This window comes from Brucella pecoris, from assembly GCF_006376675.1.
Lineage (GTDB): Bacteria > Pseudomonadota > Alphaproteobacteria > Rhizobiales > Rhizobiaceae > Brucella > Brucella pecoris.
In genome coordinates this window covers 466,841-486,294 of sequence record NZ_VEWK01000001.1, presented here as the reverse complement: position 1 = coordinate 486,294, position 19,454 = coordinate 466,841, and the positions used below count along the sequence as shown (strand labels likewise).

Sequence of the window (19,454 nt, the reverse complement as noted above, 5' to 3'; positions counted from 1 at the left end):
AGACAGTTCGGCAAAGAAGGGACAAGAACATGCTGGGCTATACGCTCCGACGATTGGGTAGTGCGATACCCACTATATTCATCATCATCACCCTGACGTTCTTTCTGATCCGGTTGGCGCCTGGCGGGCCTTTCGACCTTGAACGGCCTATCGATCCGTTGATCCTGGAGAACCTCAAGAAGGCCTATAATATGGATGCGCCGCTCTGGCAGCAGTATCTGATTTATCTGGGTAATCTTCTGCACGGCGATCTTGGGCCAAGCTTCACACGGCGAGATTTCACGGTGAACGATCTCTTCGCTTCCGGCCTGCCGGTTTCAATCATGCTCGGCACGCTCGGCCTGACACTTGCGGCGATCATCGGGACGTTTCTCGGCACATTGGCTGCGCTGAAGCAGAATTCGGCCGTCGACTATTTTGTCGTTGCGCTGGCGACATTCGGCATTACCACGCCGAATTTCGTTGTAGCCCCTCTCCTCAGCCTTCTGTTCGGCGTCATTCTCGGCTGGGTTCCGGCAGGCGGCTGGTCGTCGGCCAATATAACCTACTGGATATTGCCGGTCCTGACGCTTGCCTTGCCGCAGGTTGGCGTCATTGCGCGCCTCGTACGCGGCGCCACAATCGAAGCATTGCGTGCCAATCACGTGCGCACCGCCCGCGCCTATGGCCTGCCTTCGCGCGTGGTTGTCGGTGTGCATGCATTGCGGGCCGCCATGCTCCCCGCCGTTTCCTATCTCGGCCCGACGGCTGCAGCCTTGCTCACGGGTTCGGTCGTGGTCGAGACGATTTTCGGCATTCCCGGCATCGGTCGCTATTTCGTGCAGGGCGCGCTCAGCCGCGATTACACCCTCGTCATGGGAACCGTTGTTGTCATTTCGGTCTTCGTCGTGGTGTTCAACCTGATTGTCGACCTTCTTTATGCGTGGCTTGATCCGAGGGTTCGCTATGACTGATCTTTCTGTACCGACGGAAACAGCCCGACTGGAAGTTCCAAGCCGCTCGCTCTGGCAGGACGCATGGCTGCGCCTGCGCAAGAACAAGGCTGCAGTGGCAAGCGCCATCGTCCTTCTGCTGATGGCTTTTCTGGGCGTATTCGGCCCAATGCTGAGCCCGCATCCCTATGACAAGATTTATCCGCAGTTCGTGCGTGTGGCACCGAGCCTAGAGGCCTATCCACGTTCTGATACGATCATGCCGGGCCTTGAACGCGAACTCGCCCGCGCGCGATTGAAAGCTGCCAGCGAACCGGAACTGAGCGGCAACAATGTCGTTGTCGATTTCACCGCACAGCGCCCGACGGATGAACGTGTGCTGCGTTATTTCCAGCGCTCCGACCTGTTCAGCAATCCGAAGATCGACATCGCTTCCGATGGGCTGTCGGGCAAGCTGACCCTCAACGTGACACGCAATTACTTCCTACTCGGCACCGATAATCTGGGCCGCGATCTGATGACGCGCATCTTCATCGGTGTGCGCATGTCGCTTGCCATCGGCTTGCTTGCGTCGGCAATGTCTCTGATTCTGGGTGTGTCCTTCGGCGCCATCTCCGGTTATCTAGGCGGACGCGTCGACAATGTGATGATGCGGTTGGTCGATATTCTCTATTCGCTGCCCTTCATCTTCTTCGTGATATTGATGCTCGTCTTCTTCGGGCGATCCATTTTCATCATCTTCATCGCCATCGGCGCGACGGAATGGCTGGATATGGCGCGCATCGTGCGCGGACAGACATTGAGCCTCAAACGTCAGGAATTCGTTCAGGCGGCAGAAGCGCTTGGCGCGACACGGCGCGGCGTCATCACCCGTCATATAATTCCGAATGCGCTCGGCCCGGTCATCGTTTTCGTGACGTTGCTGGTACCGAAGGCAATCCTGCTCGAAAGTCTCCTCTCCTTCCTCGGTCTCGGCGTTCAGGACCCCCTCACCTCTCTGGGGCTGCTGATTTCCGAAGGGGCCCAGAACATGCGCGGCGCAGGCTGGCAATTGATCTGGCCCGCCGCAACGCTGACCATCATCCTGTTTGCGCTGAACTTCCTTGGCGATGGCCTGCGCGACAGCCTTGACCCGAAGGATCGCTGAGATGACGAAGGAAAACATTCTGAGCGTGCGCGACCTGAAGGTCACTTTCGACACGCATGACGGTCCGGTAGAGGCGGTTCGCGGCATCGATCTTGATGTCAAAGCCGGTGAAACCATCGCCATTGTCGGCGAGTCCGGTTCGGGTAAGAGCCAGACGACCATGGCGATGATGGGCCTTCTGGCCCAGAACGGCAAGGCGACCGGCCAGGCGCTCTATCGCGGTCAGGATCTGATCGGCATGTCCGAAAAGAAGCTGAACACTATCCGCGGTGCGAAGATCACGATGATCTTTCAGGAGCCGATGACATCGCTCGATCCGCTTTATCGCATTGGCGACCAGCTTGCGGAACCGCTTCGCTACCATCGCGGCATGAACAAGAAGCAGGCGCGCCCGCGTATTCTTGAACTACTGAAGCTTGTTGGCATTCCGGAACCGGAGCGTCGCATCGACAGCTATCCCTATGAGCTGTCTGGCGGACAGCGCCAGCGCGTCATGATCGCCATGGCACTCGCAAACGAACCCGACATCCTGATCGCGGACGAGCCGACGACCGCGCTCGACGTCACCATTCAGGCGCAGATTCTGGACCTTCTGGCCGACCTGCAGGAACGGTTGGGAATGGCGGTGGTCTTCATCACGCACGATCTTGGCATCGTGCGGCGCTTTGCCGACCGGGTCTATGTCATGCGTTCAGGTGAAGTGGTTGAAACCAACGAGACGGAAAAGCTCTTCACCGCGCCTGAGCATCCCTATACGAAGATGCTGCTCGATGCAGAGCCGGAAGGCGAAAAAATCCCTCCCCGCGACGATGCCCCGGTGCTCATTCGCGCCGACAATGTGAAGGTCAACTTCCTCATCAGCAAACCATGGCTCGGCGCTGCGAACTATCTCACCGCCGTCAACAATGTCTCGCTGACGCTGAAGCAAGGCCAGACCATCGGCATCGTAGGCGAATCCGGCTCCGGCAAGTCCACGCTGGGTCGTGCCATTCTGCGTCTTCTCCCATCAGAAGGCCGCATCGCCTATCTCGGCAAGGAATTGCCGACAGAATCGCAGGCTATGCGTCCGAAACGCCGTGAATTGCAGCTTGTCTTTCAGGATCCGTTCGGCTCGCTCAGCCCCCGCATGACTGTTGGGCGCATCATCACCGAAGGGCTTCTCATCCACGAACCGAACCTTTCGGCGAAAGAGCGCGATCGCCGTGCTCAGGAAGCCTTGCGGGAAGTCGGCATGGACCCGGCCATGCGCAATCGCTATCCGCACGAGTTTTCCGGTGGCCAGCGCCAGCGCATCGCCATTGCGCGCACAATGATCCTGAAACCGCGCGTGATCGTACTCGACGAGCCGACAAGCGCGCTGGACCGTTCGGTACAGAAGCAGATCGTCACCCTGCTGCGCGATCTGCAAAAGGACCATGGCCTGTCCTATCTCTTCATCAGCCACGACATGGCGGTCGTGCGTGCGGTCTCGGACTATGTGATCGTGATGAAGAATGGAAAGATCGTCGAACAGGGAGATACCGAACAGGTCTTCGATCAGCCACGCGAGGACTATACCAAAGCCCTGATGGCGGCAGCGCTCAGCGAAGAACGCTTTGGTACGTGACGTCGTGACGGAATGAAAAGCGAAAAGGGCCTGATTTCAGGCCCTTTTTCATGCGGAAGAATTCAGGCGACGCTGTGCAGTTCCGTGCAGACCTTATTTCGGCCCATATGCTTGGCGCGATAAAGTGCGGCATCTGCTCTTCGGAAGACGGTCTGGAAATCATCGTCTCCCGGTGTGCAGAAAGCGATCCCCGCACTGGTCGTCGTTGAGAACTCCCCAACCGGCGCCTCGAAGGCAATTGCCGCAAAGGCTTTGCGGATTGCGTCGGCAAGAGCGAGAACATCGCTATTGTGTTTCTGCCTCAAGATCAGAACAAACTCCTCGCCACCGATACGAGAGAGGAGAGCCGCCCCTTTGACATGGCTGCGCAGAACGTCGGAGAAGGTGCCCAGCACCTGATCGCCAACAATGTGTCCATGCGTATCATTGATGGATTTGAACGCATCAAGATCGAAGATCACGACTGAATCCCCGAGCCGCAGTTCATTGTCGTCCAGCACGCCGTAAAGTGCGCGCCGGTTCAGCAATCCGGTCAGACTGTCGGTGCGTGCCTCATTGGCATGACGGCGGGCAATGCGCGACTGGGTGAAATTCAGCGACAGCGCACCAATACCGGTGATGCCTATGATGGCGGTGATGGCGTTGATATCTTCGGCCCAATTGCTTGGGATCGCAGTCATCACCCATTGTTGTTCATGCAGGATGACAGCGCCGCACAGAAAGAACGAAATCGCCGTCAGGGTATAAAGAACGATCATGCCAAGGACCGGGACGGGCGCTTCCCGATAGACACGGAAATATTCTTTCGCCGTCAGCAGGAGCAACAGAGCCGAAGTCAGGTTGAAGATCGCTGTGCCAGTGCCCGTCTGGCCGGCAAGAATGGGAAGTGCGGTGGCGCATATGACAACAATCGCCAGCCCCACAAGAAAGCTTCTGTAGACCCGACGCCCTGAAATCTGTCGCGAACCGACAATCAGGAATATGAAACCGATACTCTCCAGACTGAAGGCAACAATGGAGGCTATGGCCAGCGGCAGAGGTCCGGCATAGTAAAGCACTGCCCCCGTACCGAGCAGGATCATGCCGAGGCAACCCCAGAGTAGGAATTTGTCACGCGAGTTCTGATACCAGACACTCAGGATCGTAAGGCCGACTGCCAGAGAACAGATACCCGTCGCAAAAAACAAAGTGTTCTGGTCGAATCCCAAAGGTGCCTTTCCCCCGCCGCATGAACGCTGCACAACCAAGTGTAATTCAGCTCATGATAATAAGCGATAAGCAAAATGTTCGTGTCGAACAGGCATCGACCTGGCGAAGCCATCTCTATACAGATCAGATGCACTATGGTTAATAATCGTCGCACATGGCTTTGGTAAAAGAGGTCGAGATGTTGAAAATTGCATTGATGACAGGCGGCCTGACATCTCTTGCTGCAACCTTGTCTTTCGCTGACGAGCAAACAATCGAAGGCGTTGGCATCGGCAGGGAAATCACCTGCACGGCTGGCGATGTCGGGATTTACGGTGCGGAAAACACAGTCAAGCTCATGGGAGAATGCGGCCACGTCACCGTTCACGGTGTCTCCCATACCGTGACCTTCGAAAATGCGCGGCAGCTTTCGATATCCGGGACCAACAACACGGTTTCGGGCGGAGCAACGGGGAAGCTGGTCGTTGAAGTGTCGAATAACCAGGTAACGGCCACCCTGAAAGAAGGAACAGAACCTTCGTCACTGGACGTTTCCGGCGCAGCAAATATCGTCAATGTAAAGGTTGACGGGCCTTCGCAGTTCGACGTCAGCGGCGTGAGCCATCAGGTCACGTGGTCGCTCGCCGGCGGTTCCACTGAACCGACAATCTCCATCTCCGGCGCTGACAACGACGTAACCAAGGCTGAATAAAAATAGCCTGCGCGGCACCCTGAAAGAGCGCCGCGCAAACTATCGATTTAAGCTGGCAGCGAAGCCATATCGATGACGAAGCGATAGCGCACATCGCTTTTCAGAACGCGCTCATAGGCTTCGTTAATGTCCTGGATGTTTATCTTTTCAATCTCGGAAACAATGTTGTGCTGGCCGCAGAAGTCCAGCATTTCCTGCGTTTCCTTGATTGATCCGATCATCGATCCCGCAAGCGACTTGCGACCGGGAATGAGCGAGAACGCATGCACGGGCACCATGTTCTCAGGAACCCCGACAACAACCATCGTGCCGTTCACCTTGAGCAGGCCAAGATAGGCATTCCAATCAATGGCCACACCAACTGTACAGATAATGAGATCAAACGATCCCGCCAGCTTCTCGAAGGTGGCTGCATCGCTGGTGGCATAATATTCGTGGGCACCGAGTTTGAGACCGTCGTCCTTTTTAGAAAGTGACTGGCTTAGAACCGTAACATGCGCGCCCATGGCATTGGCGAGCTTGACGCCCATATGCCCGAGCCCACCCATGCCGACAATCGCGACACGCTTGCCGGGGCCGGCATTCCAGTGGCGCAATGGCGAATAGAGGGTGATTCCTGCGCAAAGCAGTGGTGCTGCCGCATCGAGCGGAAGGTTGTCAGGCATGGAGAGGACATAGCCTTCCTTGACAACAATATGGTCGGAATATCCGCCTTGCGTCCGTTCTTTTCCCTCGGCATCGAAGGTATTGTAGGTCTGGATGAGACCTGGAAGATAGTGCTCATTGTCGACATCCCGGCTGGCGCAGCCAACACAGGAATCCACGAAACAGCCGACCCCGACCTTATCACCGACCTTGAACTTGGTAACCGCATCGCCGACGGCCGTGACGACACCTGCAATTTCATGCCCCGGAACGATGGGATAAACGGCATTCTTCCATTCATTGCGAACGGTATGGATGTCGGAATGGCAAACACCGCAATACTGGATCGAGATGACCACGTCATCCGCATTGGGCTCGCGCCGCTCAAAAGTGAACGAAACCAACGGCTCATCTGCATCCGTAGCAGCGTAACCTCTTGCTATGGCCATGATAGACTCCATTTATTGGATTGGGGGAAGCAAGCGGAATATGCAGGAAGCAAAGGCAGAAGCGGTAGACCGATCCTGCAAGCTTCTTGCACGATCCTGCAAAACTGCCTGCTTCACGATTGCTGATGCATGCCTGTCTGATCAATAATTTCTGTATTCTATCTCATCTCAAGCGGATAACCTATGACCTCACTGACAGACACCTATAAAGAGCTGGCCGCTCTGGCTGAGCGTTTCACCGCGCAAGACGGTGAATATCGCACAGCAATCGAAGGTCTGGGGATCAGCAGGCGGACAACGCCAAGCATCCCATGCCATAGCAGCTATCGGCCCTGTCTCGCCATGGTTCTGCAGGGCGCGAAATCTCTGCGTCTCGGTTCCGAGACGATCAACTACACCAAGGGCGAATATCTGGTGACGTCCCTTGACCTGCCTGTCACATGGCGGGTGGTAGAGGCAAGCCCGGAAGCGCCGCATCTTTGTCTGGCTCTCGCTATCAACAGCGAAAAGCTCACCGACCTGATAGGGCGCGCCGACGTTCGCAGGCATATGATGACCGACGGCGATCAATGGGGCATCACCGTCAATGCCGCGCCCACAGGACTGCTGGATGCGGTTCTGCGCCTGCTGCGCCTCCTCGACAACCCGGAGGATATTCCGGTGATGGCACCCCTCATCGAACAGGAAATTCTCTATCGCCTTCTGACAGGTCCGGGCGGCGAGCGCCTGATCAACATCGCAACCGCCGACAGCCAGGCTAACCGGATAGCGCGGGCCATCGCATGGCTTCGGCAAAATTTTGCGGCACCGTTGCGGATCGAGCAGCTTGCCGAACACGTCAATATGAGCGCGTCGTCCTTTCATCATCATTTCAAGGCAATCACGGCGATGACACCGGTTCAGTATCAAAAGCAACTACGCCTGAACGAGGCACGCAGACTGATGCTGGTCGAAAGGCTGGATGCCGGTACGGCAGGCCATCGCGTCGGCTATCAAAGCCCGTCGCAGTTCAGTCGTGAATATAGCCGCTTCTATGGAAACCCGCCCATGCGCGACATCGAAGCAGCTTAGAACGCGTTTTAGATCAGATTATCGGAAAACGGCGGAACTTTCGTTCCGCCGTTACTTTATTCTCAGTGGGTCTGGCTGCCGCGGACTGCTGCGACATCTGCCGCCTTTACCGGTCCTGCGCTGTTACCCCATGCAGATCGGACGAATGTGGCCAGTTCGGCAACTTCGTCATCCGACAGGCGGTCGGCATAACCCTGCATCACCAGACGCATCGGACGCTTCGCGGTGGATGGAACCTCGGCACCGTGCAGAATGATCGAGATCAGTGGCTTCGTTTCCGAACCCGTCACAAGATCATTCCCGGCAAGCTCTGGGAAGATTTCCGGCGCGCCCTTGCCCGTCACGAAGTGACACGCGGCACAATTGTCGATGTAGAGACGCGCACCAAGTGGCATATCCGGAGAAGCTTCCGTCAGCATCTTTGTCGTTGCTTCACCGGCGGCATCCGCCGGAGCCGCTGGCAATGCCATCGACGCCTTTGAAGCAAAACCCTGCGGCATTTCGACGGCTGCGCCGTCGATCCCCTTGAGGAAGGCGGCAATTGCCAGATTGTCGGCATCGGTGAGATGCTGCAACGAATGTTCGACCGCGAGGCCCATTTCGCCATTGGCTGTGGAGTATGAATTGCGGCCCGTCGCAAGGTAGGTCGCCAGTTCCTCGATGCTCCATTTCTGCGGAGCGGAATTGGCGCCGCGCAGGGACGGTGCATTCCAGCCATCGACAACACCGCCGGTGAGGAAGTCCTTGTCACCGACCTGTGTGCCACTTTGCGCCATCAGCGGATTACGCGGGCTATGGCAGGCGGCGCAATGCGCCGGTCCCTCGACCAGATATTGTCCGCGATCCTCTGCTTCCGACTTGCCAGCGGCCTTGAAGCCGGCTTCCTGGCCGAGAGCCAGCCAGTTCCAGGCGCGAATGCCGAAACGCATGTTGAACGGGAAGCCAAGCTTGGTTTCCTGAACGACATTATTCACCGGCTCTACCTGATGCATGAAATAATCATACAGCGCACGGACGTCTTCTTCCGTCAGCTTGCGATAGTTCTCATATGGCATTGCCGGATAGAGATGCGAGCCGTCGGCACGAATGCCGTCATAAAGAGCGGCGCGAAACTGATCCAGTGTCCAGTTTCCAATGCCGGTCTCCTTGTCAGGAGTGATGTTGGTCGTCCAAATCGTGCCCATCGGGCTTGCAATCGGGCGACCGCCGGCAAAGGGCTTGCCGCCTTCCGCCGTATGGCAGGCCATGCAGTCAGAGGCATACATGACATACTGGCCCTGCCCTTCAGCGGGCTTCCAGTCTGCGGCCAGTTCCTTGGTCGGCTTGGTCAGTTGTACCGGCACGAAGATGAAGGCCAGCAGCGCGATAATCCCGATGACGACCAGAACGCCGATTATGCGAAGAAAAGTTTTCATCACCATTCTCCTCAGATCAGCGGACGCGGATTGGACAGATATTGCGTGCGGATCGCATGCGCAGTCGAATAGGCCAGCCCGCCGAGCAGGCCTGTCGGATTGTACTGCGTGTTCTGCACGAAATTGCCTGCGCCGGTCATGAACACATTGTGCTTGTCCCAGGCCTGCGAGTAACGGTTGACCACCCCCTCACGCGGATTTTCCGACATGATATGGCCACCCGTATTGTGCGTTGTCTGATAGGGGCGCACGTCGTACTGTGCGCCATCCTTCTTGAAGGACGACTGCAGCAGGTCCGGATTCATCGTCTTGGCCAGCTCTTCCATCTTGGTCTTCATGTACTGGGTCATCCGGATATCGTTCGGATTCCAGTTGAACGTCATGCGCATAAGCGGGCGACCGTGACGGTCCTTGTAGGTCGGGTCCAGATCGAGATGGTTGGTCTTATAAGACATGTGGGAACCATGGCTGCCGATAGACATGGCATGGCCATACCATTCGGCGATGGCTTTTTTCCATGCTCCACCCCAAGCTGGAGTGCCTGACGGCAGCGGCATGCTGCGGATCGGCTGACCGTTGGTTTGGCCTGCGCGCCAGTACGAACCGCCGATGAAGCCTTCCCGTCCGAAATCGATCTGGTTGACACCGAAATCGTCGATGCACATGCCGTTCGCGCCGGTGCCGATGAACGGATTAAACTCTTCATCCTTGAAGAAGAGCGTCACGCCGCCATTCATCTGATAGGCATAATTGCGCCCGGTCACACCTTCGCCCGTTGCCGGATCGTATGGCTGACCGATGCCGGAAAGCAGCGCCAGATGCACGTTGTTGAGCGAGAAGGACGCAAGAATAACGATATCGGCGGGCTGGAACACTTCTTCCTGTGTCGCCTCATCGAAATAGGTCACGCCCGTAGCCGTCTTGCCATCCGGCGCCATTTCGACGCGCAGCACTTCCGACTCCGTGCGATAGGAGAAGTTCGGCATTCGTTTCAGCGCATCGAGAATTGCCGTCTGCGGCGAAGACTTGGAATACTGGTAGCAGCCGAAGCGCTCGCAGAAGCCGCAATGATTGCACGGCCCCATTTGCATGCCGTACTCGTTGACATAGGCTGTCGAAGCGATGCCGCCCGGCGACGGGAACGGGTGGTAACCCGCGGACTGTGCTGCATCGGCGAATTTGCGCCCATCCCAGGTCGTGTGCATCGGCGGCATGGGATAGTCGTTTGAACGCCATCCCTCGAACGGATTGCCGCCTTCGACGGTCTTGCCCTTGAGATTGCCAGCCTTGCCGGAAATACCGGCAATACGCTCGAACCGGTCGAAGAAAGGTTCCAGCTCGTCATAATGGATTGGATAATCGCCCAGAAGCATGTCTTCTGGAATGATCTGTTCGCCCCAGCGTTCCTTGACATAGGAACGCAGGCGCAGCTCTTCCGGCTGCGGACGCCAGTTCAGGCCGTTCCAGTGCGTACCCGCTCCGCCAACGCCGTTGCCCGGCAGAAACGAACCGAAGCTGCGATAAGGCAACGCAATTTCGTTCTCGTTACGCCGAACCGTGACCGTCTGCTGGCTGGCGCGCTGCATCAGCTTGAGGCGCACGCCGTATTTCAACTCGTCGATCATATTCGGATATTTGAAATCGGGAACCGTGTTCTGGTCGTGACCGCGCTCAAGCGCAACGATTTCAAGCCCTTCTTGAGCCAGTTCCATAGCCAGAATGGCGCCGGTCCAGCCGAGGCCAACCACGACCACGTCTTTTTTCTTTTCTTGACGTGCCATTGTTAAGCCCTCTCGCCCTTGATCGAAATCGGACCCAGCGGGTAACGAACGTTGTAGCGTTCGACCCATTCCTTGTAGCTGCCGCGCGCACCGGGGAAGCCGATATAACTCCACGCCTGCATGCCGTGATTGCCGCCATACATCGGATCGGCGAAATAGCCTTCCTTGGTGTTCTGCAAGAGGAGCGTGAAGAAATCGCGCAGTTCAGGCTGTAGGCCCACCTCCCCTTTCTGCAGCGAAGTCAGCGCCGCATCCTGTTGTTCCGCCGTCAGTGCGGAAAAGGCTGTGCCGTGCTTCTGTTCACACCACGCATTGAAGGCAGGGATACCCTGACGATAGATCTGTGCCGGATTGAGCGGCGTCTGCCAGCCGCGCGTCGGATCGGCGGACGGATCATGGGGGCCGACCATGTACCAGTCATCCGCGCGACCGAAATCACCGGCAAGCTGGAGGTCGATGAATACCGGAACACGGGCTTCGATAGCGCCGGGACCATCGCCATCAGACGGGATCAGTCTCGCCGTCGCGGCAAGAATGAAAGCCCATTCGACTTCATTGAAATATTGACGTTCATATTCTTCAAGCGGAACCGGGGGAGTTTGTGGTTCCGCTTTGGCTGAGACAGCGAGCCCTGAAAGCATCACGCTTGCTGCGGACGCTTTCAGAAAACTGCGACGACTCGGATATCCGGGAAGATCGGTCATTGTCATTTCCTGCCGATTTGGTGGGTAAGACTTTTTTGAGGTGTTTCCGAGAAAGATCCACGATGAGCAGATGAGAAACATACACGCTGGATACACATACCTCCGGAATAGTTCAAATATCTTGTACCCTAGTTTTGTGAAAACCAACCAGGATTCGCTATAAAACTAGCGCCCTGATGAAATCTGGAAAGCCCGGCAAACGAGCAAAATCGGGTTAAATGAAAACTCGCTGCGCACTGTTCTCACAATCACGTGAACGCCGCTTCGACCGCCGGATATTCCCTGCTCTTACCGCCTTAGCCCTTCGGTACGGCCGAACTTGCTTCGTTCGAGCGGAACCGACATAGGCTTTTCGCGTTGAAAGCGATGGCCGGAAGTGGCCATTATGGTGTCATCGTGTTTTTCGCGCGATGGAAGTGAAGCGAAGGGAGGTCAAAAAATGAAAGCACGCACAGCGACTGTCGGTGATCTTGAAGCCGTTTTTCACGACCTTTCGAGGCGTATGGCGATTGAGTATATCGCGGCCGGCAAGGATACCAAGGCCGCCTATGACAACCTGATGATGAACCTGCGGGAAGGCCGGGCGCACGCTTTGCTGCAGAATGACAAGGTGGTCGCAATCATCGCCTGGCACGAGGCAAACGGCGCAACGGACACGCTTTTTGCGGCGAAGGAAGCCTTCTTCAACCGAAATACGGTGCGCTTCTGCAAGCAGCATATCCGGCAGATTCAGGCGTTGGCAGGTGACCTGCCCGTCCATTCGCGAAGCTGGCTTGACCGAGCCGACATCGTGAAATGGTTCAAGATCATCGGTTATGAGGAAAAGGGGATAGACAACGGTGCCCGACTATTCGAACTGCCTGCCCCCCGCGATAGTATAGTTGCCGCGTGATACGGTGCAGCCGGTTTCGAAATACTGCAACATTTGCATGGAAAGATCGATTTCTCCTCGCGCTTTAACGCATTTCTGACGAATAACCGTTATTCAGAAACCCGACTGCCAATCGGGGGAATTCATGGCTTGGAAATTCATGCTTGCAAGCGCCGTTTTCGCTGTTGCGCGAACAATGCCGAGAGCTTTCCTTGCATCCAAGGGGCCGGCTGTGGTTTCCGACAACGCCACGGAGATGGAACTCAAATCCGCGCCAATCAACCCCGACTGGGTGCTGGAAGGTAATCCGCAGGCGCGCTCCTACGAGCAATCAGCAAGCAATGACCGTGCAGCCTATACAGCCATTTGGGATTGCACCGCAGGCACCTTCCGCTGGTATTTCGGTTGGGATGAAACCGTCTATATTCTGGAAGGCGAAGTACACGTTACCGACGCAGATGGCGGCACACGCACTTTGCGGGCTGGCGATGTCGCTTATTTTCGTGGCGGCACATGGGCGACATGGAAAATTGACAACTATCTGCGCAAGGTCGCTTTCATGCGACGTACCTTGCCAGAACTTGCATCTTTCATCTATCGAGCAAGCGACGCTGCAAGACGGCGACTGGGACGTCGCAAAGGTGGCGCCCTCTCCTGATGACCGCTTTAGGAGAGATACGGCGCTGATCGCAGCCCGTCAGATTGACGGCTGCCGTCGCTATTCTGTATAAACGCAAAGCGGCACATGCCGTGCATGATGGGAATGGGGTTCTCCCGAAACTGCCACCGATTGGCTGATGACTCCTGCTTGAATTGAAACAGGAGAAGAGTGCGTCGCAAGACCTCTCGAAGCGGGAGGCTATATCTAGCTTCCAAAGGTCACGACCGGAGCTCTATCCATTATTGAATGGACACAGAACAATGCAAGCAACCCTAATGGTGGCACTCGGCGGAGCGATCGGAAGCGTCGCGCGATACTGGCTGGCCGTGTTGATGTTGCCTATAAGCCGCGAGCTTCCCTGGGGCACCATCGTCATTAATATTGTCGGTTCTTTTGCCATTTCGCTCTTCGGCGCATTGACGCTGGAACAGGGCCGTTTTCCTGTACCTGAAATCTGGCGCATCGCCTTTATGGTTGGCGTGTGCGGCGGTTTCACCACTTTCTCGTCTTTCAGCCTGCAGACAATGGATCTTCTACGCGCTGGCCAACCCGGAAAAGCTCTATTCAATATCGGCTTTTCGGTCGTGCTTTGCCTGATCGCCGTATGGCTCGGACTCCTTGCCGCAGAACGCTTCAACGGCGGTATTGAGCAGGTCGCACAGAATGTGATCGAAGAAGAAGCATCGTGAGCAATATGTGAGAAACAATGGCGGAGGGGGTGGGATTCGAACCCACGGTACGATCTCTCGCACGCCGGTGTAGGATCGATACGCACGTCTCAGAGAGAGCATCACGTATCTTCCCCCGAACCGTGCTTGCAACTTTCATTGCACACGGCTCTCCAGTGATCATCAGCGAATGGCGGAAAGGGTGGGATTCGAACCCACGGGACGCGTAAACGCCCGGAAGTTTTCAAGACTTCTGCCTTAGACCACTCGGCCACCTTTCCTTACGCTTTTGCCAGTTTTGGCAAGGCAAAGTCTGATAGCTTAATGCCATCATATTTACCAGCATGGATTTTCAAATGACAGTCAGAACAAACAGGAATTTGCTTCCTATTGATCGCTGACATCACTGCGGCGAAGCCAACTGCTTTGCTTTTTCGAACATGGCGGAGATGATGCATCTCTACATCATCAGGGTTCCCGCATATCGCGCACGGCCGATCCAGCTTGCTTCGCGTCCGCTTATCGATCCCCATCCCGATGACGTCAACCGTCTCGGTATTGATGAGGAAAGCTGCGCGGTTCTTGGCCCATTTCCTTTTGAGCGGGAGGGAGATGTAGGCCGTAGGCTTTCCATCAGAGTCCCATCTCTTGGGAGTGACCAATTCTAGACGTCGCATTCGGAAGAGTTTCATCAGCGAGAGCTGATGTTTCCGGCATAGCGTTTTAGCACAAGAAAAGTGGAGTATCTGCTGGATATGTTTAAGCGCCAGAGGATTGTCAACAAACGAGTAATAATTGAGAATACCCGTAAGTATCTGTCCGTAGCGCTCCACGATGACATGGTCATCTTGGACAATCCATGCAGTCCTAGCCTGTGGCGTTCCTTTCCTGTCACAGAACCCGCGTTCATTGAGGCGTTTAACTAGTTCGTCCTTGGGCGCGTTCATATAAGTCAAATGTGCTACGTTTATTCGACGCGTGAACATTTGACCGGACTTGGTCCGTATACGCCTGTGGACTCCAGTTTCGTCCCCTGAGCCAATCGTGATATAAGTTCCGAGGAACTTCGCACTTTCAGCTCTGGCATGCCGAATATGAGTTTTATCTGCACTTAGCTCTAGTTTCAGCTCCTCTCGGAAGAAAGCTGTAGCCTCCCCTTTAAGTCGCTTCGCCAGTTCGTTCGGCCCATCAATCGCTACCAGCCAATCATCCGCATAGCGGATATATTTGATCCGGACGAAGTTTGGGTCGTTGTGCATAAAAGAGGCGGTCTGTCTCATCTGTTTATCCAGACTTAGGACTTCCTCACTCGTCTTCGAAGCTCCCTTCTTCAGGAGGCGTAGTCTCGCCTTGACGATGGCGGTGTAAGCAGGATTAATCCGCTTTTTTGCACCCTTCTCGTTGTCAGCAATAAATCTGTCCATCCACAAATCAAATTCGTGAAGGTAGATGTTCGCCAGTATCGGGCTGACTATGCTTCCTTGTGGGGTCCCTGCAAGTGAATTTACCTGCGTGGTTCCTTCTAGGTAGCCTGCCTTCAACGCTTTCCAAATTAGGTCAAGAAACCGTTGGTCTCCGACCCTCTTCTTCAGCACCTGTATCAAGGTTCCGTGATCTATGTTGTCGAAGCAACCTTTGATGTCACCCTCAACAAACCAGTTCACAGAGTGCCATGAACGCACCTGTTTGAGAGCAGTATGAGTTCCCCGCTGGGCTCGGAAGCCATGACTGTATTCCAAAAAGGTAGGTTTCTCGTTGTCGTATATTGACGTCAAGATTAACCTGAGAACCTCCTGGACAACTTTGTCCTTTGGAGATGGTATCCCTAGTGGACGGAGCTTCCCATTTGCCTTCGGGATGTAGGTCCTTCTGGCTCGTGTAAACGTGAAGGTTTGATCCTTCATCGTTTCGATGATCCGACGGACCTGTTTCATTGAGAAACCGTCAATCGTCTCGCCGTCTGCTCCTGCTGTCATGTTCCCCGGTGAACTTTTGATGTTCTCGTAGGCCAAGATGTACAAATCTTCTTCGTACATTAGGCGGTAGAGGTCGCGGTTCACCCAAGTTGGGTTCTCATTCAGCTTCCTAACTTTCTGCAGTCTGCGTAGGCCTTTTGTACCATCCGGTACGACCTCTGCTTCTACAGAACGATCACCTGTCATCCTTCTCCTTCTCCGAGCATTACCTCGGCCGCATCAGCTTACGCTGGCGGATACTACGATGACTCCGAAACCATAGGAATCGCTTCCCTTAGGCTTTCCCGAAGTTCCGTGCGATCTGTGTCTACGCACTTAGGGTCCTATTCCATCGTTTCCTTCTTCTCGAAGGCTGTGCCTGCCCTGATCTCTCTCTCGAACTTGAAAACCTTCCGAGAGAAGGGCGGGATAGGGGCACGGGCTTTCCCCTATTGGTCGCGGTAGTCCACACACGATTTAGGTTCGACCAGTAAGGGCCTACCCATATGCATCATTGCTGACCCAAGCTATTGGAGACTACCCGTTCTCCTCATGGGCCTTTTCCTCGGATGCTATGTTCAGCTCCTCCTTTCGGATCGGCCTAACCGAGGTGCGTTACTGAGTAGAGATCACTCAGGTAACTCATTATAGTTACACACAAATCGCCGACACATCGGCGCACTTTCAAGACCGGTGCCTTAAACCGCTCGGCCACCCCTCCAGGCAATTGTTTAATTTATACTTTTCCAAAGTTTGGAAAAGCAGCAAATCGCAGCAAGCTACCGATTTGCGCCCAATCGCTCAGCGAGTGACTTCTTAGCAGCTTTTCTTGTCGCGTCAACGTGCACTGTCCCATTTGCCAGCATTCTGAACATTGGGGATCGAAACCAGTATCAGGCACCCGATCACAAAAGCTCGATCAAGCCTCCAAAATGCAACTTTCAATGTGGCTGCCATGGGCAGTTGCTGAAAGCGCTCTAAGTTCCCTCTTGCGGCCTTAATCGCAGATTGCCATTCCGGCATCATTCAACACGGAGGATTTCCCATGCAGCAGAAAATCCGGGAAAATATGGAAGTCATCGGAGCCGATGGCGTGCATGTTGGCACGGTCGACCACATTGAAGATAACCGCATCAAGCTGAAGAAGACCGATAATTCCGGGATGCATAGCAATCATCATCATTATATCGAGCTCGGCTTTGTTGCCGACATCGAAGGCAACAAGGTGAGATTGTCAGCCAATGCCGACGTGGCAGTCACCCTGGAAGAAGAAGCTTCGGGTCGCCCTGTGGATCTCTAGCATCAACCTCAAAGCCTGCTCATAACACGGGGCACCGGCTGCCGTGTTATGAGCCAAGGCCGCCTCGCTTCCCTTCCATCCACTCCTCCTGAGAGATTATTGCAGATCGAGATTTCTATCTGATGGAAAATCAATGCCAAAATGCCGCAAGGAAACGACCAGGCTTGTCCTTTGGTCCGTTGCGGCTTAAACTTGAGTTTAATAATCAAAATAAGAAAAAGGGACGCTATGAGTCTGGATTCCGTTAAAGCCTTTTTTGCAGCCAAAGCGCCCGAAATCGAGGTAATTGAGCTGCCGACCAGTACTGCTACTGTTGTTTTAGCCGCCGAAGCGCATGGCGTGGAGCCGGGACAGATTGCCAAAACACTTTCCTTCTCTGCGAAGGATAGGACCATTCTCATCGTTACCCGTGGAGACGCCCGTATCGATAATCGCAAGTTCAAGGATCAGTTTGGAACCAAGCCGCGCATGCTGGATGCCGAGACCGTTCTTGCGGAAACCAGTCATCCGGTAGGAGGCGTTTGCCCGTTCGGTCTGCCGAGCGCCCTGCCCGTCTATTGCGATATATCGCTGAAGAATTTCGAGGAAGTCGTACCTGCTGCCGGGGCCACCAACAGTGCCGTGCGCATTGCTCCGTACAAAATGGCTGAACTGGTCAGTGCCGAGTGGATAGACGTCTGCCAGTAGACCCAACCGGGCTTTTATTGCGGGTCTGGGAGGAACTCGCAGTTAATTGATACCGGTAACAACTTTTCCCCTTTAAAGGTGAGAAAAGACTTCATATATTTTAAGAATGATTCTAAAGTGGATCAAGAAACAGTAATCCGCTGTAGCGCATGATCCGACCGGGCCTTGAACCTTTCCGGATCGTAAATGCGACAAGACCAGAATTTTGGAGCAATTCCGAAGCAGGCCGAAACAGGGAATACACTGTTTTCGGTTTGGAATTGCGAACTCAAGGATTGGAGCGGCGTCCTCCTCGATATCGAGGTATGCAGTCGCTCCGAGACGTATTGAAAGGAACAGTGATGCGTCTTACCCGCCAGACGAATTATGCCGTTCGTATGCTCATGTATTGCGCTGCCAACGATGGCAAGCTCAGCCGTATCCCTGAGATTGCACGAGCTTACGGCGTTTCTGAACTGTTTTTATTCAAGATTCTTCAACCACTCGTTGAACACAAACTGGTGGAAACGGTACGCGGTCGCAATGGCGGCGTGCGCCTTGGCCGCGCAGCTCAGGACATTTCACTATTCGATGTCGTGCGCGTGACCGAAGAAAATTTCGCCATGGCGGAGTGCTTTGAAAATGACGCCTCCGAATGCCCGCTCGTCGATAGCTGCGCGCTCAATTCCGCGCTCCGCGAAGCACTTAACGCCTTCTTTGGCGTGCTGATGAAGTACAGCATTGCGGACCTCGTCAAGGCGCGCCCGAATGTGCGCCACCTGCTTGGTCTCGATGAAATGGAAGAAGAACGCGTTGCGAGCTGATATTTCAGCGCGAATTTGAAACGAAAAGGTCCGGCTTGCTGCCGGACCTTTTCTTATTCAGCGGCTGCGCGATAGGCAGACTGAGGCAATACGAAAGGCACACCCTTTTCAGGCGGAACGCCTACCCTCAACGTGCATTCATAGACACGTTCGAGCCGCTCGTCGGTCAGGGCTTCGCGCGGCGTTCCCATCACATCCAGCTTGCCCCTGTTCATAACCGCAATACGGTCGGCAAACATAGCAGTCAAATTGAGATCATGCAGGATGGCGATCACCCCGCCGCCTGCTGCCGCGAAATCTTTCGCAATCTCCATCACCACGATCTGGTGGCGGATATCGAGGCTTGAAATCGGTTCGTCCAGAAACAGATAACGCGCCTTCCCATCCACGACCGGTTTCCAGACCTGGCAAAGAACACGGGCGAGCTGTACGCGCTGCTGCTCTCCGCCGGAAAGTTCCTGATAAAGTCGTCCGCCAAAGCCTGCGAGATCTACCTTCTGCAAGGCGGCGTCCGGTAATCGTTTCTCTTCTTCGCGAGAAACGCCACTATAACCACCGGTAAGCCCGATCTTCACGATCTCGCGAACCGTGAAAGGAAATGACAAGGCGCTAGCCTGTGGAAGTACTGCCCGGCGCGCCGCCATCTGCCACGGCTTGATTTCAGCGAAAGAGCGGCCGTCTAGATAGGCCGTCCCTGTATATGCGGTGTCACCGGAAAGTGCGCGCAACAGTGTGGTCTTGCCTGAACCGTTCGGCCCCACGATTGCAGTCACTTCCCCCTGCCTCGCCAAAAAGGCGATGTCGCTGATGATGGTCTTTCCTGACAGGCTTACGCTCAATGCCTTCGTTTCAATCATGA

Annotated in this window: 18 protein-coding genes, 1 tRNA gene and 1 riboswitch; of the genes, 11 read left to right on the top strand and 8 right to left on the bottom strand. The window is 55.1% G+C overall.

Features of this window, described 5'->3' with window-relative positions; all coding sequences use genetic code 11:
- Nucleotides 1–29: 29 nt before the first annotated feature.
- From FIB18_RS02230 to FIB18_RS02220, 3 genes are read left to right on the top strand one after another with little or no spacing between them, the layout of a single operon-like run.
- Complete coding sequence (locus FIB18_RS02230; RefSeq protein WP_061345341.1) at nt 30–953, top strand: ABC transporter permease; 924 nt, start codon at nt 30–32, stop codon at nt 951–953.
- Entirely contained in the window at nt 946–2,079 is a 1,134-nt protein-coding gene (locus FIB18_RS02225; RefSeq protein WP_140019209.1) for an ABC transporter permease, read from the top strand. The genes FIB18_RS02230 and FIB18_RS02225 overlap by 8 nt, the downstream gene beginning before the upstream one ends.
- A 1-nt stretch (nt 2,080) precedes the next feature.
- Nucleotides 2,081–3,685 (top strand): ABC transporter ATP-binding protein, encoded by a 1,605-nt coding sequence (locus tag FIB18_RS02220; protein WP_140019208.1) that lies wholly within the window; start codon nt 2,081–2,083, stop codon nt 3,683–3,685.
- Nucleotides 3,686–3,747: 62 nt separating this feature from the next.
- Here the strand turns inward: FIB18_RS02220 and FIB18_RS02215 are convergent, their stop codons facing one another.
- Nucleotides 3,748–4,893, bottom strand: coding sequence for a GGDEF domain-containing protein (locus tag FIB18_RS02215; protein WP_140019207.1), 1,146 nt, complete (start codon nt 4,891–4,893; stop codon nt 3,748–3,750).
- A 179-nt stretch (nt 4,894–5,072) separates the two neighbouring features.
- On the opposite strand from FIB18_RS02215, the gene FIB18_RS02210 reads away from it, so the two are divergent.
- Nucleotides 5,073–5,585: a DUF3060 domain-containing protein gene (locus FIB18_RS02210; protein ID WP_140019206.1), complete on the top strand. Its 513-nt coding sequence runs from the start codon at nt 5,073–5,075 to the stop codon at nt 5,583–5,585.
- A 47-nt stretch (nt 5,586–5,632) separates the two neighbouring features.
- Here FIB18_RS02210 and FIB18_RS02205 read toward each other — a convergent pair whose 3' ends face one another.
- Complete coding sequence (locus FIB18_RS02205; protein WP_140019205.1) at nt 5,633–6,679, bottom strand: NAD(P)-dependent alcohol dehydrogenase; 1,047 nt, start codon at nt 6,677–6,679, stop codon at nt 5,633–5,635.
- A gap of 183 nt (nt 6,680–6,862) precedes the next feature.
- On the opposite strand from FIB18_RS02205, the gene FIB18_RS02200 reads away from it, so the two are divergent.
- The gene (locus tag FIB18_RS02200) at nt 6,863–7,750 is read left to right on the top strand and encodes an AraC family transcriptional regulator (RefSeq protein WP_140019204.1); all 888 of its coding nucleotides are present in this window, start codon (nt 6,863–6,865) and stop codon (nt 7,748–7,750) included.
- 62 nt (nt 7,751–7,812) lie between these two features.
- On the opposite strand, the gene FIB18_RS02195 is transcribed toward FIB18_RS02200, so the two are convergent.
- From FIB18_RS02195 to FIB18_RS02185, 3 genes are read right to left on the bottom strand one after another with little or no spacing between them, the layout of a single operon-like run.
- Nucleotides 7,813–9,165, bottom strand: coding sequence for a cytochrome c (locus FIB18_RS02195; RefSeq protein WP_140019203.1), 1,353 nt, complete (start codon nt 9,163–9,165; stop codon nt 7,813–7,815).
- Between the two features lie 11 nt (nt 9,166–9,176).
- Entirely contained in the window at nt 9,177–10,946 is a 1,770-nt protein-coding gene (locus FIB18_RS02190; RefSeq protein WP_140019202.1) for a GMC family oxidoreductase, read from the bottom strand.
- A gap of 2 nt (nt 10,947–10,948) precedes the next feature.
- Nucleotides 10,949–11,650 (bottom strand): gluconate 2-dehydrogenase subunit 3 family protein, encoded by a 702-nt coding sequence (locus tag FIB18_RS02185; protein WP_140019201.1) that lies wholly within the window; start codon nt 11,648–11,650, stop codon nt 10,949–10,951.
- 439 nt (nt 11,651–12,089) lie between these two features.
- Between FIB18_RS02185 and FIB18_RS02180 the strand changes: the two genes are divergently transcribed.
- The 3 genes from FIB18_RS02180 (at nt 12,090) to crcB (ending at nt 13,871) form a co-directional block, all read left to right on the top strand.
- The gene (locus FIB18_RS02180) at nt 12,090–12,542 is read left to right on the top strand and encodes a hypothetical protein (protein ID WP_140019200.1); all 453 of its coding nucleotides are present in this window, start codon (nt 12,090–12,092) and stop codon (nt 12,540–12,542) included.
- Between the two features lie 124 nt (nt 12,543–12,666).
- A complete protein-coding gene (locus FIB18_RS02175; RefSeq protein ID WP_140019199.1) occupies nt 12,667–13,179 on the top strand; it encodes a cupin domain-containing protein in 513 nt (170 codons plus the stop codon).
- A 92-nt stretch (nt 13,180–13,271) separates the two neighbouring features.
- A riboswitch (Fluoride riboswitch) is annotated at nt 13,272–13,335 on the top strand.
- A 107-nt stretch (nt 13,336–13,442) separates the two neighbouring features.
- The gene (crcB, locus tag FIB18_RS02170; RefSeq protein WP_140019198.1) at nt 13,443–13,871 is read left to right on the top strand and encodes a fluoride efflux transporter CrcB; all 429 of its coding nucleotides are present in this window, start codon (nt 13,443–13,445) and stop codon (nt 13,869–13,871) included.
- Between the two features lie 170 nt (nt 13,872–14,041).
- On the opposite strand, the gene FIB18_RS02165 is transcribed toward crcB, so the two are convergent.
- Both FIB18_RS02165 and FIB18_RS02160 read right to left on the bottom strand, forming a co-directional pair.
- Nucleotides 14,042–14,131 (bottom strand) — tRNA-Ser (locus FIB18_RS02165).
- Nucleotides 14,132–16,012, bottom strand: a complete 1,881-nt coding sequence (locus tag FIB18_RS02160; RefSeq protein WP_140019197.1) for a reverse transcriptase domain-containing protein — start codon at nt 16,010–16,012, stop codon at nt 14,132–14,134.
- An 838-nt stretch (nt 16,013–16,850) separates the two neighbouring features.
- Between FIB18_RS02160 and FIB18_RS02155 the strand changes: the two genes are divergently transcribed.
- The 3 genes from FIB18_RS02155 to rirA all read left to right on the top strand — a co-directional run bounded on the left by FIB18_RS02155 (nt 16,851) and on the right by rirA (nt 18,595).
- On the top strand, nt 16,851–17,105 hold the full coding sequence (locus FIB18_RS02155; protein ID WP_140019196.1) for a DUF2171 domain-containing protein: 255 nt from the start codon (nt 16,851–16,853) through the stop codon (nt 17,103–17,105).
- A gap of 228 nt (nt 17,106–17,333) precedes the next feature.
- Entirely contained in the window at nt 17,334–17,792 is a 459-nt protein-coding gene (locus FIB18_RS02150; protein WP_140019195.1) for a YbaK/EbsC family protein, read from the top strand.
- Between the two features lie 341 nt (nt 17,793–18,133).
- The gene (gene rirA / locus FIB18_RS02145; RefSeq protein ID WP_140019194.1) at nt 18,134–18,595 is read left to right on the top strand and encodes an iron-responsive transcriptional regulator RirA; all 462 of its coding nucleotides are present in this window, start codon (nt 18,134–18,136) and stop codon (nt 18,593–18,595) included.
- A 53-nt stretch (nt 18,596–18,648) separates the two neighbouring features.
- On the opposite strand, the gene FIB18_RS02140 is transcribed toward rirA, so the two are convergent.
- Nucleotides 18,649–19,452 (bottom strand): heme ABC transporter ATP-binding protein, encoded by an 804-nt coding sequence (locus FIB18_RS02140; RefSeq protein WP_140019193.1) that lies wholly within the window; start codon nt 19,450–19,452, stop codon nt 18,649–18,651.
- Nucleotides 19,453–19,454 lie beyond the last annotated feature (2 nt).

What these genes read in the sequence shown, in the direction of transcription:
- FIB18_RS02190 (WP_140019202.1), bottom strand. Translation starts at nt 10,946, where the DNA reads ATGGCACGTCAAGAAAAGAAAAAAGACGTGGTCGTGGTTGGCCTCGGC.
- FIB18_RS02210 (WP_140019206.1), top strand. Translation starts at nt 5,073, where the DNA reads ATGTTGAAAATTGCATTGATGACAGGCGGCCTGACATCTCTTGCTGCA.
- FIB18_RS02180 (WP_140019200.1), top strand. Translation starts at nt 12,090, where the DNA reads ATGAAAGCACGCACAGCGACTGTCGGTGATCTTGAAGCCGTTTTTCAC.
- FIB18_RS02205 (WP_140019205.1), bottom strand. Translation starts at nt 6,679, where the DNA reads ATGGCCATAGCAAGAGGTTACGCTGCTACGGATGCAGATGAGCCGTTG.
- FIB18_RS02220 (WP_140019208.1), top strand. Translation starts at nt 2,081, where the DNA reads ATGACGAAGGAAAACATTCTGAGCGTGCGCGACCTGAAGGTCACTTTC.
- FIB18_RS02225 (WP_140019209.1), top strand. Translation starts at nt 946, where the DNA reads ATGACTGATCTTTCTGTACCGACGGAAACAGCCCGACTGGAAGTTCCA.
- FIB18_RS02185 (WP_140019201.1), bottom strand. Translation starts at nt 11,650, where the DNA reads ATGACCGATCTTCCCGGATATCCGAGTCGTCGCAGTTTTCTGAAAGCG.
- FIB18_RS02175 (WP_140019199.1), top strand. Translation starts at nt 12,667, where the DNA reads ATGGCTTGGAAATTCATGCTTGCAAGCGCCGTTTTCGCTGTTGCGCGA.
- FIB18_RS02230 (WP_061345341.1), top strand. Translation starts at nt 30, where the DNA reads ATGCTGGGCTATACGCTCCGACGATTGGGTAGTGCGATACCCACTATA.
- FIB18_RS02160 (WP_140019197.1), bottom strand. Translation starts at nt 16,012, where the DNA reads ATGACAGGTGATCGTTCTGTAGAAGCAGAGGTCGTACCGGATGGTACA.
- FIB18_RS02150 (WP_140019195.1), top strand. Translation starts at nt 17,334, where the DNA reads ATGAGTCTGGATTCCGTTAAAGCCTTTTTTGCAGCCAAAGCGCCCGAA.
- crcB (WP_140019198.1), top strand. Translation starts at nt 13,443, where the DNA reads ATGCAAGCAACCCTAATGGTGGCACTCGGCGGAGCGATCGGAAGCGTC.
- FIB18_RS02155 (WP_140019196.1), top strand. Translation starts at nt 16,851, where the DNA reads ATGCAGCAGAAAATCCGGGAAAATATGGAAGTCATCGGAGCCGATGGC.
- FIB18_RS02140 (WP_140019193.1), bottom strand. Translation starts at nt 19,452, where the DNA reads ATGATTGAAACGAAGGCATTGAGCGTAAGCCTGTCAGGAAAGACCATC.
- FIB18_RS02200 (WP_140019204.1), top strand. Translation starts at nt 6,863, where the DNA reads ATGACCTCACTGACAGACACCTATAAAGAGCTGGCCGCTCTGGCTGAG.
- FIB18_RS02195 (WP_140019203.1), bottom strand. Translation starts at nt 9,165, where the DNA reads ATGAAAACTTTTCTTCGCATAATCGGCGTTCTGGTCGTCATCGGGATT.
- rirA (WP_140019194.1), top strand. Translation starts at nt 18,134, where the DNA reads ATGCGTCTTACCCGCCAGACGAATTATGCCGTTCGTATGCTCATGTAT.